15 protein-coding genes and 1 other RNA gene are annotated in these 15410 nt (G+C 54.8%); 4 read left to right on the top strand and 12 right to left on the bottom strand.

All coding sequences use genetic code 11. From position 1 onward, the window contains the following. Positions 1 to 254 precede the first annotated feature (254 nt). The 4 genes from ubiI to QLG09_RS12340 are packed head-to-tail and all read right to left on the bottom strand — an operon-like array spanning position 255 to position 4568. Positions 255 to 1457 (bottom strand): FAD-dependent 2-octaprenylphenol hydroxylase, encoded by a 1203-nt coding sequence (gene ubiI / locus QLG09_RS12355; protein WP_282488945.1) that lies wholly within the window; start codon positions 1455 to 1457, stop codon positions 255 to 257. A gap of 12 nt (positions 1458 to 1469) precedes the next feature. Then, entirely contained in the window at positions 1470 to 2648 is a 1179-nt protein-coding gene (ubiH, locus tag QLG09_RS12350; RefSeq protein WP_282488943.1) for a 2-octaprenyl-6-methoxyphenyl hydroxylase, read from the bottom strand. After that, positions 2645 to 3958, bottom strand: coding sequence for a Xaa-Pro aminopeptidase (gene pepP, locus QLG09_RS12345; RefSeq protein WP_025203275.1), 1314 nt, complete (start codon positions 3956 to 3958; stop codon positions 2645 to 2647). Before pepP ends, ubiH begins: the two co-directional genes overlap by 4 nt. 31 nt (positions 3959 to 3989) lie before the next feature. After that, positions 3990 to 4568 (bottom strand): YecA family protein, encoded by a 579-nt coding sequence (locus QLG09_RS12340; protein WP_025203274.1) that lies wholly within the window; start codon positions 4566 to 4568, stop codon positions 3990 to 3992. A 168-nt stretch (positions 4569 to 4736) separates the two neighbouring features. On the opposite strand from QLG09_RS12340, the gene zapA reads away from it, so the two are divergent. From zapA to QLG09_RS12325, 3 genes are all read left to right on the top strand, one after another. After that, positions 4737 to 5066, top strand: coding sequence for a cell division protein ZapA (gene zapA, locus QLG09_RS12335; protein ID WP_006811891.1), 330 nt, complete (start codon positions 4737 to 4739; stop codon positions 5064 to 5066). Positions 5067 to 5107: 41 nt separating this feature from the next. Then, positions 5108 to 5291, top strand: a non-coding RNA gene (ssrS, locus tag QLG09_RS12330) — 6S RNA. Between the two features lie 25 nt (positions 5292 to 5316). Further along, positions 5317 to 5913, top strand: coding sequence for a 5-formyltetrahydrofolate cyclo-ligase (locus QLG09_RS12325; RefSeq protein ID WP_153852836.1), 597 nt, complete (start codon positions 5317 to 5319; stop codon positions 5911 to 5913). A 45-nt stretch (positions 5914 to 5958) separates the two neighbouring features. Here the strand turns inward: QLG09_RS12325 and serA are convergent, their stop codons facing one another. After that, entirely contained in the window at positions 5959 to 7191 is a 1233-nt protein-coding gene (gene serA, locus QLG09_RS12320; RefSeq protein WP_014171529.1) for a phosphoglycerate dehydrogenase, read from the bottom strand. Between the two features lie 272 nt (positions 7192 to 7463). Further along, complete coding sequence (gene rpiA / locus QLG09_RS12315; RefSeq protein WP_014171530.1) at positions 7464 to 8123, bottom strand: ribose-5-phosphate isomerase RpiA; 660 nt, start codon at positions 8121 to 8123, stop codon at positions 7464 to 7466. Between the two features lie 127 nt (positions 8124 to 8250). Here rpiA and argP point away from each other — a divergent pair, with 127 nt between their 5' ends. Continuing rightward, positions 8251 to 9144: a DNA-binding transcriptional regulator ArgP gene (argP, locus tag QLG09_RS12310; protein ID WP_008499727.1), complete on the top strand. Its 894-nt coding sequence runs from the start codon at positions 8251 to 8253 to the stop codon at positions 9142 to 9144. A 47-nt stretch (positions 9145 to 9191) separates the two neighbouring features. Here the strand turns inward: argP and QLG09_RS12305 are convergent, their stop codons facing one another. The 6 genes from QLG09_RS12305 to epd all read right to left on the bottom strand — a co-directional run bounded on the left by QLG09_RS12305 (position 9192) and on the right by epd (position 15250). Continuing rightward, the gene (locus QLG09_RS12305; RefSeq protein WP_025203272.1) at positions 9192 to 9932 is read right to left on the bottom strand and encodes an oxidative stress defense protein; all 741 of its coding nucleotides are present in this window, start codon (positions 9930 to 9932) and stop codon (positions 9192 to 9194) included. Between the two features lie 91 nt (positions 9933 to 10023). After that, positions 10024 to 10659: an arginine exporter ArgO gene (gene argO, locus QLG09_RS12300; protein ID WP_014171533.1), complete on the bottom strand. Its 636-nt coding sequence runs from the start codon at positions 10657 to 10659 to the stop codon at positions 10024 to 10026. Between the two features lie 146 nt (positions 10660 to 10805). Beyond that, positions 10806 to 11660: a small-conductance mechanosensitive channel MscS gene (gene mscS / locus QLG09_RS12295; RefSeq protein ID WP_014171534.1), complete on the bottom strand. Its 855-nt coding sequence runs from the start codon at positions 11658 to 11660 to the stop codon at positions 10806 to 10808. A 186-nt stretch (positions 11661 to 11846) separates the two neighbouring features. After that, on the bottom strand, positions 11847 to 12926 hold the full coding sequence (gene fbaA, locus QLG09_RS12290) for a class II fructose-bisphosphate aldolase (protein WP_014171535.1): 1080 nt from the start codon (positions 12924 to 12926) through the stop codon (positions 11847 to 11849). Between the two features lie 91 nt (positions 12927 to 13017). Further along, positions 13018 to 14181 (bottom strand): phosphoglycerate kinase, encoded by a 1164-nt coding sequence (pgk, locus tag QLG09_RS12285; RefSeq protein WP_020883716.1) that lies wholly within the window; start codon positions 14179 to 14181, stop codon positions 13018 to 13020. Positions 14182 to 14230: 49 nt separating this feature from the next. Next, positions 14231 to 15250 carry an erythrose-4-phosphate dehydrogenase gene (epd, locus tag QLG09_RS12280; protein ID WP_014171537.1) on the bottom strand — a complete coding sequence of 340 codons (1020 nt, stop codon included), beginning with the start codon at positions 15248 to 15250 and terminating at the stop codon, positions 14231 to 14233. Positions 15251 to 15410: the final 160 nt, after the last annotated feature.

Genomic DNA, 15410 nt, shown 5'->3' with positions numbered 1-15410 from the left:
ACCTAAAAACACGAAAAAGCTTACAGAGTTATTCACTGGCAAACTGCGATTAAACCCGCATAAAATTAACATTGCTCTAACAGGATTTAGCAGATGGTGATATTTCATGCGGAAAAACGGGCGGAATTTCCGTAACAAAAAAATAGTAAGATTAGATTTTCTAATGCGAAAAATGCGGTGAAATTAGATTATTTCAAACGAGCGAATTTCCCCGGCGCAGAGGCCGGGAAAACAAAGTGTGACGGGGGTCTATATTAGCGCAGCCAGTCCGGCAGGTCGTTAAGACCCATCGCCTGGCGAAGGAGTTGAGGTTTTACGCCCGGAAGGGTATCGGCAAGTTTAAGGCCGAGGTCGCGCAGCAGTTTTTTCGCTGGATTCGCGCCGGCAAACAGCTCACGGAAACCCTGCATGCCTGCCAGCATCACCGCTGCACTGTGCTTACGGCTGCGTTCGTAGCGACGCAGATAGAGATGCTGGCCGATATCTTTGCCTTCGCGATGCAGGCGACGCAACTCTTCAACCAGCTCTGCCGCGTCCATAAAGCCAAGGTTCACGCCCTGCCCGGCCAGCGGATGGATCGTATGCGCCGCGTCACCCACCAGCGCCAGACGGTGCGCCGCAAACTGACGCGCATAGCGTCCGGTTAACGGGAACACCAGCCGCTCGCTCTCAAGGGTGCATAGCCCAAGACGGTTATCAAACGCGACGCACAGCGCCTGGTTGAATGCCTCGGGAGTCGCCTCCTGCATCTGTTGCGCTTTATCAGGAACCAGAGACCAGACAATCGAACACAGATGTGGATCGCTCAACGGCAGGAATGCCAGAATGCCGTCATTGTGGAAGATTTGGCGCGCCACCCCACCGTGCGGCTCTTCAGTGCGAATCGTTGCCACCAGAGCATGATGGCGATAGTCCCAGAACGTCAGCGGAATATCCGCCTTGTTACGCAGCCAGGAGTTGGCACCGTCAGCGCCCACAACCAGTCGCGCGGTCAGCATGTCACCGCTTTGCAGGGTGATAAAGGCGTCGTTTTCTCCCCAGGCGACCTGCTGGATTTGCGCCGGTGCCAGCAGCGTGAAATCGCTGCAGGACTGCGCTTTTTGCCACAGAGCATGGTGAATAACGGCATTTTCGATGATGTGTCCCAGATGGCTGTAGCCCATGCTTTCATCATCAAACGCGATATGACCAAAGCTGTCTTTGTCCCACACTTCCATGCCGTGATAACAGCTGGCACGCTGCGCCACGATCTCTGACCAGACGCCAAGGTGCGTCAGCAACTTTTCACTGGCCGCATTGATTGCCGAGACGCGCAGTTCCGGCGGCGCGTCCTGCGCGACAGGCTGAGGCACGTTTTGCTCCAGTACCGCAACACGCAGGCCGCTGCCCTGTAAACCACAGGCCAGCGCCAGTCCTACCATTCCGCCGCCAACGATGGCGACATCAACATTTTGCACGGTGATAACTCCTTAACGCGCGACCCAACCAAGAGTCCGCTGCGCCAGCACGTCACGTGCCGGAATGAATAATTCCATCGCCATCAGCCCAAGATTGCGGCCTGCAACCAGGGGTGCCCAGCGATTGGCAAACAGGTGCACCAGACCATCCGTCACACCAATCGTCGCCTCTTTATCTGCCCGGCGTCGCTTCTGGTAATGGCTGAGCACCGACCAGGCACCACAGTCTTTTTGCTCGCTCCACGCCTGCGAAAGCGTTTCTGCCAGGCTCATCACGTCGCGAAGCCCGAGGTTAAACCCCTGCCCGGCGATGGGATGCAATGTCTGCGCGGCATTGCCGACCAGCGCCATGCGATGGGAGATAGACTGCGAGGCGGTGGTCAGCGACAACGGGTATACGCTCCGCTTTCCCGCGTGGGTAATACGTCCCAGCCGCCAGCCAAAGGCTTTTTGCAGCTCGGTACAAAAACGTTCGTCAGACCAGGTCTGTATCTCAGCCGCGTTGTCCTGCGGATGGCACCATACCAGCGAACTGCGATCGTGGGACATGGGCAGCATCGCCAGCGGGCCATGCTGCGTGAAACGCTCAAAAGCGCGGCCGTTGTGAGCGCCCGCTGTCGAAACGTTAGCAATGATGGCCACCTGCCCGTAGGGCTGTTGTCCCCACTCCACGCCGCACTGCGTGCCGAGCGAAGAGCGCGAACCGTTTGCCGCTACCAGAAGCTGGCCTTCAAGGACGGTACCGTTATCCAGCACCACGTTGACCGACGCGTCACTGCGGCTAAAGCTGGCCACACGCGCCGGGCAATGCAGGGTCACGCCTGGCGCATCCTTAAGCAGGCGGAACAGGCGTAACCCGACGTCGTGCAGCTCCACAACCCGGCCCAGCGCATCTATACGGTAATCATGCGCATCCAGGGTAACGAAACCGGCATGACCGCGATCGCTGACGTGAACGGTGTTAATCGCCGTCGCACAGTCGGCTATCGCCTGCCAGATGCCAATGCGTGAGAGTTGCTGACAGGTACCCTGCGCCAGTGCAATGGCGCGGGCATCAAAACCGGGGTGATCAGAGGCCTCTGGCGCAACGGCCTCCACCAGATGCACCGGCAGTTTTCCCTGCGTAAAATGCGAGATGGCCAGTGCCAGCGTGGCTCCGGTCATCCCGCCGCCAACGATAATCACGCTCATACGCGTGCCGCTGCCATCAGCGCCTCGATATCGTCAGCATTTTTCACGACGCTGGCGGTCAGGTTTTCGTTGCCGGTTTCGGTAATGACGATATCGTCTTCGATACGAATGCCAATCCCACGGTATGCTTCCGGCACGTCGGCATCCGGCGCGATATACAGCCCCGGCTCAACCGTTAATACCATGCCTGGCTCCAGCACGCGGGAACGATCGGCACCGTATGCCCCCACGTCATGCACATCCAGCCCCAGCCAGTGGCTCAGGCCGTGCATAAAGTACGGACGATGTGCGTTCTCGGTAATCAGGGTATCCACGTCGCCTTTCAGAATACCGAGCTTCACCAGACCGGTGATCATGATGCGTACCACTTCGCCGGTCACTTCCTGAATGGACGTGCCTGGACGGTACAGCCTGAGCGCCGTCTCGAGCGATTCGAGGACGATGTCATACACCGCGCGCTGTGCGGGGGTGAATTTACCGTTCACCGGGAACGTACGGGTAATATCGCCCGCATACCCCTGGAATTCGCATCCGGCGTCAATCAACACCAGATCCCCGTCGCGCAGCGCACTTTCGTTTTCGGTGTAGTGCAGAATGCAGCCGTTTTCACCGCCGCCGACAATGGTGTTGTATGAAGGATAACGCGCGCCGTGGCGGTTAAATTCGTGATGAATCTCCCCTTCCAGCTGGTATTCAAACATTCCCGGGCGGCATTTCTCCATGGCACGGGTGTGTGCCAGCGCACTGATTTCACCCGCGCGGCGCATCACGTCCAGCTCTTCCGGGGATTTGAACAGACGCATCTCATGCACCACCGGACGCCAGTCCGTCAGGGTGGCTGGCGCGGACAGATTCTGCCTCGAACCTTTGCGCAGCTTATCCAGAGCGGTAAAGACAATCTCATCGGCATACGCATACTCGCCCTGCGCGTGGTAAAGCACATCCAGGCCATTGAGCAGTTGATAGAGCTGCTGGTTGATTTCACTGAATGCCAGCGCCCGATCCACCCCCAGCTTCTCTGGCGCAGCCTCTTGCCCTAAGCGGCGGCCGAACCAGATTTCGGCAGTGAGATCGCGTACGCGGTTAAAAATCACGCTGTGGTTGTGGGTGTCATTACTCTTAATCAGCACCAGTACCGCTTCCGGCTCGTTGAAGCCGGTGAAGTACCAGAAATCGCTGCTCTGGCGATAGGGGTATTCGCTGTCGGCGCTGCGCGTCACTTCTGGCGCAGCAAAAATCAGCGCGGCGCTGCCCGGCTGCATATTGGCCAGCAGCGCCTGACGACGGCGCGAATACTCTTGATTTGAGATAACCATGACACCCTCCTGTGCGTTATTTTTCTTAATGTAAGGTTGGCTTGCGGACTTCCGGCGCGGTCGGCTGCGAACGCGTAAAGTGGTCGTGGCACAGCAAAGCAGCAACGCGAACGTATTCGATGATCTCTTCGAGAGACATTTCCAGCTCTTCCTGGTCTTCGTCTTCATCGTAGCCCAACTGCGCAATGTTACGCAGATCGTCGATCGCCTCACCCGCTTCGCCGGTCACTTTATCGAGTTTCGGCTGCGTGACGCCCAGCCCCAACAGGTAGTGGTTGACCCAACCTGCGAGCGCATCGGCACGATCGAAGACGCTGACGTCATCACCTTCAGGCAGATAAAGCTGAAAAAGGAAGCCATCGTCTTCCAGCGAATCGCTGATCGCGGAGTGCATTTTACGCACGGCTTCCGCCAGCTCGTGACCAAACGCCAGCCCTTCGTTCGTCAGGTCGTGGATCAGCGGCTGCCATGAGCTGTCGCTGTTTCCGCCGCACAGCATGCCACTGATCAGACCGTGCATTTCCGCAGAGGTTAAACCGACTCCCTGCTGGTTCAGTAACTGGTTTAAATCCTTGTAACCAGGCATTTCGTTCTGTATAGACATGCGCATTCGTCATCGTTGGGAGGAATATTCATGATATGCTACCACTTTGGACCCTGGTGATACCAGAAAAGGGCTTGTATCTTCACATCAGGGTAGCTATAGTGTCGCCCCTTCGCAGCCCCCGGGGCAGTAAGCGAAGGCAGCGCAGTCAATCAGCAGGAAGGTGGCATGTCTGCACAACCCGTCGATCTCCAGATTTTTGGCCGTTCACTGCGAGTGAATTGTCCGCCTGAACAAAGGGATGCCTTGAATCAGGCTGCGGACGATTTGAATCAGCGGTTGCAAGATCTCAAAGAACGCACTAGAGTCACAAATACTGAGCAGCTGGTTTTCATCGCCGCGTTGAACATCAGTTATGAACTGACTCAGGAAAAAGCGAAGACCCGCGATTACGCGGCAAGCATGGAGCAGCGCATTAAAATGCTCCAGCAGACCATAGAACAGGCATTGCTTGATCAAGGTCGCAATCCCGAAAGACCGGGACCAAAGTTTGAATAACACTTCTCAGTTGACTATGGTAGAGTAACTGTGAAGACAAAATTTCTCTGAGATGTTCGCAAGCGGGCCAGTCCCCTGAGCCGATATTTCATACCACAAGAATGTGGCGCTCCATGGTTGGTGAGCATGCTCGGTTCGTCCGAGAAGCCTTAAAACTATGACGACACATTCACCTTGAACCAAGGGTTCAAGGGTTACAGCCTGCGGCGGCATCTCGGAGATTCCCTCTCTTTTTCTTCTACCGACTACCATGACCCAACTCCCTGAAGTCTCTTCCTCACGCCAGGACATCCGTCAGCTCATGCGTCAACGCCGTCGTGCGTTAACTCCCGAACAGCAAGCACAGTTTGCCCAGCAAGGCGCAGCCCGTATGATGGCCTATCCCCCTGTTGTGATGGCGCGTACCGTCGCCCTGTTCCTCTCGTTTGATGGCGAGCTGGATACTCAACCGCTGATCGAACAGCTGTGGCGCGCCGGGAAGAGAGTGTACCTGCCGGTGCTGCATCCGTTTAGCCAGGGAAATCTGCTGTTTTTACACTACCATCCGCACAGCGAACTGGTGGTGAATCGTCTGAAAATCACCGAACCAAAACTCGACGTCCGCGACGTCCTCCCCCTCTCAGAACTGGATGTACTGATCACGCCGCTGGTGGCGTTTGATGAGCAGGGTCAGCGCTTAGGGATGGGTGGCGGTTTTTATGACAGGACGCTGCAAAACTGGCAGCAGTATAATTTACAGCCTGTGGGGTACGCACATGACTGTCAGGGCGTGGAAGCCTTGCCGGTAGAGAAGTGGGATATTCCGCTGCCTGCGGTAGTGACGCCGGGCAAAACCTGGCGCTGGTAAAATAAAGCCGGGTAGCGACCCGGCTTTATGCTCACAGAAACAGAATCAGTACAGCAGACGGGCGCGAATGGTACCCGGAATAGCCTTCATGCTCTGCAGCGCTTTTTCCGCTACATCTTCGTCCGCTTCAATATCAATCACCACGTAACCCATCTGAGAGTTCGTTTGCAGATACTGTGCGGCAATGTTGACGCTCTGCTCGGCAAAGATCTGGTTGATCGCAGTCAGCACACCCGGACGGTTTTCATGGATGTGCAGCAGACGACGGCCACCGTGCAACGGCAGAGACACTTCCGGGAAGTTCACGGCAGAGAGCGTAGAACCGTTGTCGGAGTATTTGCTCAGCTTGCCCGCGACTTCCAGACCGATATTTTCCTGCGCTTCCTGCGTCGAGCCGCCGATGTGCGGCGTCAGGATCACGTTGTCGAATTCGCACAGCGGAGAGGTGAACGGATCGCTGTTGGTAGCAGGCTCAGTCGGGAAGACGTCAATTGCCGCCCCCGCCAGATGCTTACGCTTCAGCGCATCGCACAGCGCCGGAATATCGACAACCGTACCGCGCGCGGCGTTGATCAGCAGTGACCCCGGCTTCATCAGCGCCAGTTCCTCAGCACCCATCATGTTTTTCGTTGACGCATTTTCCGGCACGTGCAGGCTGACCACGTCGCTCATGTTCAGCAGGTCAGAGAGGTGTTGAACCTGAGTGGCGTTGCCCAACGGCAGTTTGCTTTCGATATCATAAAAATAGACATGCATCCCCAGGGATTCAGCCAGGATCCCCAGCTGAGTACCGATGTGACCATAGCCGATGATACCGAGTTTTTTACCACGGGCTTCGTATGAACCCGCAGCCAGTTTGTTCCACACGCCGCGGTGCGCTTTGGCGTTAGCTTCCGGAATACCACGCAGCAACAGCAGCAGCTCGCCAATCACTAACTCCGCCACGGAACGGGTGTTGGAGAACGGGGCGTTAAAGACAGGCACACCGCGTTTTGCGGCGGCATTCAGGTCAACCTGGTTGGTACCGATGCAGAAACAGCCGATGGCAACCAACTTTTCCGCCGCGGCAATCACGTCTTCAGTCAGTTGGGTACGGGATCGCAGGCCAATGAAATGGGCATCACGGATGGACGCTTTCAGCTCTTCGGTGTCCAGCGCGCCTTTGTGAAATTCGATGTTGGTGTAACCTGCTGCACGAAGGCTATCAAGCGCTTTCTGATGCACGCCCTCAACCAGCAGGAATTTAATCTTGTCTTTCTCCAGTGATACCTTTGCCATTTACCTTACCCGACCCTGTTTTTGTCTGAACTGATGTTGTGCTGGATTAAAATCCGCTGTAGCCAACATATCAAAAAAAACTATTGCAGCAATATGAACGTTTGCGTCGGCACTCTGAAGAAAAGTCATACAGAGCAAAATGACAGAGGAAAATGCTGTAGAAATTTGCGAATGCGGCAGGATCGGCAAACGAGAGGTAAAAAGCGTGACACAAGTCACCGAATTTAGCTTTTCAAAATTTTTTTAGCGGGGGGAGGGCTCCCCCCATCAGATCATTTTACGATGGTTTGCACGCCATCTGCCGTGCCGATCAGCGCGACATCCGCGCCACGGTTGGCGAATAACCCTACAGTCACTACGCCTGGAATACCGTTAATGGCATTTTCCAGCGCAATGGCGTCGAGAATTTCCAGACCGTGAACGTCGAGGATCACGTTGCCGTTATCAGTGATGACGCCCTGACGATATTCCGGGCGTCCACCCAGTCTCACCAGTTCACGCGCCACAGCGCTACGCGCCATTGGGATCACTTCTACCGGCAGCGGGAATTTACCCAGGATATCAACCTGCTTTGACGCATCGGCGATACAGATGAATTTATCCGCCACGGAGGCGATGATTTTTTCACGCGTCAGCGCCGCACCGCCGCCTTTGATCATCTGCATATGGCCGTTGATTTCATCCGCGCCATCAACGTAGATGCCAAGACGGTCAACTTCATTCAGATCGAAAACGGTGATGCCAAGGCTTTTCAGCTTTTCCGTGGAAGCGTCGGAGCTGGAAACTGCGCCCTCGATCTGCCCTTTCATCGTGCCCAGCGCATCGATAAAGTGTGCCGCCGTCGAGCCCGTACCAACACCGACAATGGTACCCGGTTGCACATACTGGAGAGCGGCCCATCCTACTGCTTTTTTCAGTTCATCCTGCGTCATGATCGTTTAGCCTGTGGTGTGAAAACGTAGGCCGCATTATAGAACACGTCGGGTGGATTTCGTCTGCCACGAAGGGAAAATTGTGTCATAGTGCAGATTAAGCAAAATTAAGGAGTCAGCCAGAGCAATGAAACGTCCGGACTACAGAACACTACAGGCACTTGATGCAGTTATTCGTGAACGCGGTTTTGAGCGCGCAGCGCAAAAGCTTTGTATCACTCAGTCCGCCGTATCACAACGCATCAAGCAGCTGGAGAACATGTTCGGGCAGCCTCTGCTGGTACGTACTGTTCCACCGCGTCCAACGGAGCAAGGACAAAAGCTCCTCGCCCTGCTGCGCCAGGTTGAACTGCTCGAAGATGAGTGGCTGGGCGACGAACAGACCGGCTCAACGCCGCTGCTGCTCTCGCTGGCGGTGAACGCCGACAGTCTGGCAACCTGGCTGTTGCCGGCCCTTGCGCCGGTGTTAGCGGACTCCCCGATTCGCCTGAATCTGCAGGTTGAAGATGAAACCCGTACGCAGGAGCGCCTGCGTCGCGGTGAAGTGGTTGGGGCGGTCAGTATCCAGCCTCAGGCGCTGCCGAGCTGTCTTGTCGATCAGCTGGGCGCACTGGACTACCTGTTTGTCGGCTCAAAAGCGTTTGCCGAGCGCTACTTCCCGAACGGCGTCACCCGCGCCGCGCTGCTGAAAGCCCCTGCGGTGGCGTTCGACCATCTCGACGATATGCATCAGGCCTTCCTGCAGCAAAACTTCGATCTGCCGCCGGGCAGCGTGCCATGTCATATCGTGAACTCGTCTGAAGCGTTTGTGCAGCTCGCACGTCAGGGCACCACCTGCTGTATGATCCCGCACCTGCAGATAGAGAAAGAGTTGAAAAGCGGTGAGCTGATTGACTTAACGCCGGGGCTGTATCAGCGCCGGATGCTCTACTGGCACCGTTTTGCGCCAGAAAGCCGCATGATGCGCAACGTCACCGACGCGCTGCTGGCGTATGGGCATAAGGTGTTGAGACAGGATTAAGGAACAATCCCCCTCTCCTGACGGGAGAGGGGGAAAGTGAAGACAGATTACTGCGCTTTTGCCGGCTCAGTCTGCTGACTTTGGGTCGGCTGCAGCTGGAATACCACATCAACCTGATCGTCGAACTGAATCGTCGGCTGCTCATAAGTTTCCTGAGCAGACACCGGTGCCGCGTCGGCCTTCATCATCCGCACCATCGGGCTTGGCTGATAATTTGAGACGTGGTAACGCACGCTGTATACCGGACCGAGCTTACTGTTGAACCCGGACGCCAGCTGTTGCGCCTGATGGATTGCATCATCAATGGCGGCTTTACGCGCCTGGTCTTTGTATTTTTCCGGTTGCGCAACGCCCAGTGAGACGGAACGAATTTCGTTCAGACCCGCTTTCAGCGCGCCATCCAGCAGCGAGTTCAGTTTATCGAGCTGACGCACGGTCACTTCAACGGTGCGCACGGCACGGTAGCCTTTCAGGATGCTTTTACCGTTCTGGTAGTCGTAATCAGGCTGGGTACGCAGGTTGGCAGAGCTGATGTCTTTTTTAGCGACACCGTTCTGCTCCAGGAAAGAGAGATATTGCGCAACACGATCGTCAGCCTGCTTCTTGGCAGAAGCGGCATCTTTCGCGGCCACGTTCACTTCAATTGCCAGCGTTGCAACATCGGGTACCGCATCCACGCTTGCGGTGCCTGAAGTGACGATGTGCGGGCCATCAGGCAATTCACTTGCCTGCACCGACACCGCACCTAAACTCACTAATGCCGCCAGGGCCATCACTTTAAACTTCACTGTCATTCCTCCATGTTGCGAAGAGTGCCCAACAACAGGGCGCATGCCAGCAAGCTTAGCGGCTCTCGCTCAGTTGTCCATAAGACAACGCTTAGTTGAGCAATTCCTGAACATGATGAATCCCCTCTTTTGCCAGCTGAAAGGCGATAAACCACATCACCACGCCCACCAGCGTGTTGATGATCCGCTGGGCTTTAGCGGTACGCAGACGCGGGGCCAGCCATGCCGCCAGAATCGCGAGACCGAAGAACCACAGGAATGAGGCGCTGACGGTACCCAGGGCAAACCAGCGTTTTGGCTCAACGTCGAGCTGCCCACCCAGGCTGCCCAGCACCACAAAGGTATCCAGATAAACGTGCGGGTTGAGCCAGGTGACCGCCAGCATGGTGACGATAATCTTCCAGCGGCCCTGCTTCATGACCTCGGCGCTCGCCAGTTCGAGATTGCTGCTCATTGCCGTTTTCAGCGCCCCAAACCCATACCACAGCAGGAACGCTACCCCACCCCAGGTCACCAGCGCCAGCAGCCAGGGAGACTGCATCAGCAGCGCACTGCCGCCAAAGATTCCGGCGCAGATCAGCAGCAAATCGCTCACCGCGCACAGTAGGGCAATCATAAGATGATACTGACGGCGAATGCCCTGGTTCATCACGAACGCGTTCTGCGGGCCAAGGGGAAGGATCATGGCCGCACCTAATGCAAGACCTTGAAAATAATAAGATAACATGAATAAATTCTCAGCAAGTTGTCCTGGGAGCTGACTATACTGCGAGAATCTTATTAGAGGAAATTGATAATATTAATTGGTGATTAGTATTGCTAATAAAAAGGCCCGGTGGCGTTGCCGCTCACCGGGCCTCCTGAGGAAGAGGATTACTCGGCTTCTTTCTCGCGTTTAAGGTTCACGTCCATCTGTGGATACGGGAAGCTGATCCCGTTGGCATCAAAATCACGTTTGATACGTTCCAGAACATCCCAGTAAACGTTTTGCAGATCGCTGCTTTTGCTCCAGATGCGCACAACAAAGTTGATGGACGATGCCCCCAACTCGTTCAGGCGAACGGTCTGCTCTTTATCTTTCAGAATACGATCGTCGGAGGCAATGATATTGGCGATCAGCGATTTCACCTGATCGATATCAGAATCATACGCCACGCTGATAATCAGCTCGTTACGACGCACCGGCTCGCGGGAAAAGTTAATGATGTTGCCCGCGATGATTTTCCCGTTCGGTACCACCACGATACGGCCATCAACAGTTCGCAGGGTGGTTGAGAAAATCTGCACCTGCAGTACGGTGCCGGCAATACCGCCCAGGTCAACGTACTCGCCAGAGCGGAACGGACGGAAGGTTACCAGCAACACACCCGCAGCCAGGTTCGAGAGCGACCCCTGCAGTGCCAGACCAATGGCCAGACCGGCGGCACCGAGAACAGCAATCACCGAGGCAGTCTGTACGCCAACACGCCCCAGTGCAGCAATCAGCGTAAAGGCAATAATACCGTAGCGCACCAGTGCAGAGAGGAAGTCAGCCACAGTAGCGTCAATGTGACGCGCCAGCATCACGCGGTTTACGGCGTTTGATACGATACGCGCCACGATCATCCCGACAATGATGATGGCAATCGCCGCGACGATGTTAACGGCATAGCTCAGCAGCAGCGCCTGGTTGCGCACCAGCCAGTTACCGGCATTATTGATGCTGTCTACAACATCGAGTTGTTCCATTTAGTCTTCCTTTTGTTATCCCAAAACACAAAATCCATCCCCCATGGAGACAGGCAGGTCAGTAAAGGGTAAACAAAAAGGACCGGTTTTGCCAAACAGATCACATAAACGGGCCGGGCAGACCATTGAAAAAGCATAAAAAAAGGCCCGCATTCGCGGGCCTTCTGATGCTACGAGGAGCTTAAATTACAGAACGTCAACCGCGTTCAGTTCTTTGAAAGCCTGCTCCAGACGCGCCACCATGGAAGTCTGCGCAGCACGCAGCCATACACGTGGATCGTAGTATTTCTTGTTCGGCTGGTCTTCGCCTTTCGGGTTGCCCAGCTGGCCCTGCAGGTAAGCTTCGTTCGTTTTGTAGTACTGCAGGATACCGTCCCATGTTGCCCACTGGGTGTCGGTATCGATGTTCATTTTCACTACGCCGTAGCTTACGGAGTCTTTGATTTCCTGAGCAGAAGAACCGGAACCGCCGTGGAAGACGAAGTTCAGGCTGTTGTGCGGCAGGTTGTGTTTCTTAGAAACGTATTCCTGAGAATCACGCAGAATAGTTGGGGTCAGAACCACGTTACCTGGTTTGTAAACGCCGTGTACGTTACCGAAGGACGCTGCGATGGTGAAGCGTGGGCTGATTTTGCTCAGCTCGGTGTAAGCGTAATCAACGTCTTCTGGCTGGGTATACAGTGCAGAAGCGTCCATATGGCTGTTGTCCACGCCGTCTTCTTCACCACCGGTGCAACCCAGTTCGATTTCCAGGGTCATGTCCATTTTGGCCATGCGCGCCAGGTACTTAGAGCAGATTTCGATGTTTTCGTGCAGGGACTCTTCAGACAGGTCGATCATGTGAGAAGAGAACAGTGGCTTACCGGTCGCTGCGAAGTGTTTTTCACCCGCGTCCAGCAGACCGTCGATCCACGGCAGCAGTTTCTTCGCGCAGTGGTCAGTGTGCAGGATAACCGGAACACCGTAGTGTTCAGCCATCTGGTGTACATGGTGCGCACCAGAGATTGCGCCCAGGATTGCCGCGCCCTGAGGAACGTCAGTTTTCACGCCTTTACCAGCGATGAATGCTGCGCCACCGTTAGAGAACTGAACGATAACCGGTGCTTTAACTTTTGCAGCAGCTTCCAGTACGGCGTTAATGGAGTCGGTACCAACGCAGTTAACTGCTGGCAGAGCGAAGTTGTTTTCTTTAGCTACCTGGAACACTTTCTGAACGTCATCACCAGTGATCACGCCAGGTTTTACGAAATCAAAAATTTTAGACATGTTGCTTAGTCCTGTATCTTCGGCCGTTAGAAAAGGTGCGAGCTCTTAAAGCGCGCTGAAAATTGGGCAGGTTTCCCTGCCCTTGAATGGCTTACTTCTTAGCGCGCTCTTCGAGCATTGCTACTGCTGGCAGTACTTTGCCTTCCACGAACTCGAGGAATGCGCCGCCACCAGTGGAGATGTAGGAGATCTTGTCAGAAATACCGAACAGGTCGATTGCTGCCAGCGTATCACCGCCGCCTGCGATAGAGAACGCTTCGCTGTCTGCGATAGCGTTAGCAACGATTTCAGTACCTTTGCGGAAGTTCGGGAATTCGAACACGCCAACAGGACCATTCCACAGGATAGTTTTTGCGTTTTTCAGGATTTCAGCCAGTTTCTGTGCAGAAACGTCGCCCAGGTCCAGAATCTGCTCATCATCTTTGATGTCGTTAACAGATTTCAGGGTCGCAGCCGCTGTTTCAGAGAACTCAGTCGCGACGCGAACATCCGTTGGAACCGGGATATCGCAGGTGGTCAGCAGACGTTTTGCTTCGTCAACCAGATCCGCTTCGTACAGGGACTTACCGACGTTATGGCCTTGTGCCGCCACGAAGGTGTTCGCGATACCACCACCAACGATCAGCTGGTCAGCGATTTTAGACAGGGAATCCAGTACGGTCAGTTTGGTAGAAACTTTAGAACCACCAACGATTGCAACCATTGGACGAGCAGGTTCTTTCAGCGCTTTACCCAGTGCGTCCAGCTCAGCAGCCAGCAGAGGACCGGCACACGCGACGTCTGCGAATTTACCGATACCGTGGGTTGAAGCCTGCGCACGGTGAGCAGTACCGAAGGCATCCATCACGAATACGTCACACAGTGCAGCGTATTTTTTGGACAGCGCTTCGTCGTCTTTCTTTTCGCCTTTGTTGAAGCGAACGTTTTCCAGAACAACCAGTTCACCGGCAGCGATGTCTACGCCGTCCAGGTAATCTTTTACCAGGCGAACCGGGTTGGACAGTTTGTCTTTCAGGTAATTAACAACTGGCAGCAGAGAGAACTCTTCATTGTACTCGCCTTCAGTTGGACGACCCAGGTGGGAGGTCACCATCACTTTAGCGCCCTGCTTCAGAGCCAGTTCGATGGTTGGCAGAGATGCACGGATACGCGCGTCGCTGGTCACTTTGCCATCTTTAACCGGTACGTTCAGATCAGCACGGATGAAAACGCGTTTACCAGCCAGATCCAGATCGGTCATCTTAATTACAGACATGGTGAATCCTCTCGTTGATTCTTAAAGTTTTGCAGACGCACGATGCGTCTTACCTGAAACCTTGAGCGGCCATTGCTAACGTGGTGTCGAGCATTCGGTTAGCAAAGCCCCATTCGTTATCACACCAGACCAGCGTCTTGATAAGGTGTGCGCCACTGACGCGCGTTTGAGTGCCATCGACAATGGCGCTGTGCGGGTCGTGGTTAAAATCTACTGAGACCAACGGTAATTCCGTATAGTCAACTATACCATGAAATGCCCCCTGTGCCGCTTTTTGCAGCAACAGGTTGACTTCACAGGCTTTTACCGGTTTTTTCACCGTCACGCTCAGGTCAATTGCGGTGACGTTAATCGTCGGTACACGTACGGCAATTGCTTCAAAACGATCGTTAAACTGCGGGAAAAAACGGGTGATACCTGCCGCCAGTTTTGTGTCCACCGGAATGATTGACTGGCTCGCGGCTCGCGTGCGTCGTAAGTCCGGATGATAGGCGTCAATCACCTGCTGATCGTGCATCGCTGAATGAATCGTGGTTACGGTGCCGGATTCAATGCCATACGCATCGTCTAACAGTTTGATGACCGGAATAATGCAGTTGGTGGTGCAGGAGGCGTTGGAAACAATGCGGTGTTCGGCTTGCAGCTCATGCTGATTCACGCCAAATACGACGGTCGCGTCGAGGTCGTTGCTGCCAGGATGGGAAAACAGGACTTTTTTCGCACCTGCTGTCAGATGCGCTTCGCCATGCTCGCGGTTACCGTATACGCCAGTACAGTCAAGTACGATATCCACACCCAGTTCACGCCACGGTAGCCCGGCAATACTGCTCTCATGCAGCACGCGGATGGCATCGTCGCCGACAAACAGCTGATCTCTTTCCTGGCGAACATCCCAGGCAAAGCGTCCGTGGCTGGTGTCATATTTCAACAAATGCGCCATGCCCGCAGCATCCGCCAGTTCGTTGATAGCCACCACGGTTATTTCCGCCCGACGCCCGGATTCATATAAAGCACGAACCACGTTACGCCCGATGCGACCGAAGCCATTAATCGCTACGCGTACGGTCATAGATCTCCTGCAAAGCTATCCCTGAGTTTGAGGTGGCTGAAAGAGTAATCCAGCTACGCCCGAAGGGGAATCCTTGCTGTCACAAACTGCGATTGATTGGTCAATTGTCGAACATTTAATCGACTGAAACGCTTCAGCTAGAATAAGCGAATCAGGGAAT

Source organism: Enterobacter sp. V89_11, from assembly GCF_029967775.1.
GTDB lineage: Bacteria > Pseudomonadota > Gammaproteobacteria > Enterobacterales > Enterobacteriaceae > Enterobacter > Enterobacter ludwigii.
Note: the sequence above shows the minus strand (reverse complement) of the source record. Positions and strands in the feature narration are given on the sequence as shown.

Excerpts from the sequence above, each read along its gene's own strand:
- ubiH (WP_282488943.1), bottom strand. The coding sequence starts at position 2,648 with ATGAGCGTGATTATCGTTGGCGGCGGGATGACCGGAGCCACGCTGGCA.
- QLG09_RS12340 (WP_025203274.1), bottom strand. The coding sequence starts at position 4,568 with ATGTCTATACAGAACGAAATGCCTGGTTACAAGGATTTAAACCAGTTA.
- zapA (WP_006811891.1), top strand. The coding sequence starts at position 4,737 with ATGTCTGCACAACCCGTCGATCTCCAGATTTTTGGCCGTTCACTGCGA.
- QLG09_RS12325 (WP_153852836.1), top strand. The coding sequence starts at position 5,317 with ATGACCCAACTCCCTGAAGTCTCTTCCTCACGCCAGGACATCCGTCAG.
- serA (WP_014171529.1), bottom strand. The coding sequence starts at position 7,191 with ATGGCAAAGGTATCACTGGAGAAAGACAAGATTAAATTCCTGCTGGTT.
- rpiA (WP_014171530.1), bottom strand. The coding sequence starts at position 8,123 with ATGACGCAGGATGAACTGAAAAAAGCAGTAGGATGGGCCGCTCTCCAG.
- argP (WP_008499727.1), top strand. The coding sequence starts at position 8,251 with ATGAAACGTCCGGACTACAGAACACTACAGGCACTTGATGCAGTTATT.
- argO (WP_014171533.1), bottom strand. The coding sequence starts at position 10,659 with ATGTTATCTTATTATTTTCAAGGTCTTGCATTAGGTGCGGCCATGATC.
- mscS (WP_014171534.1), bottom strand. The coding sequence starts at position 11,660 with ATGGAACAACTCGATGTTGTAGACAGCATCAATAATGCCGGTAACTGG.
- fbaA (WP_014171535.1), bottom strand. The coding sequence starts at position 12,926 with ATGTCTAAAATTTTTGATTTCGTAAAACCTGGCGTGATCACTGGTGAT.
- pgk (WP_020883716.1), bottom strand. The coding sequence starts at position 14,181 with ATGTCTGTAATTAAGATGACCGATCTGGATCTGGCTGGTAAACGCGTT.
- epd (WP_014171537.1), bottom strand. The coding sequence starts at position 15,250 with ATGACCGTACGCGTAGCGATTAATGGCTTCGGTCGCATCGGGCGTAAC.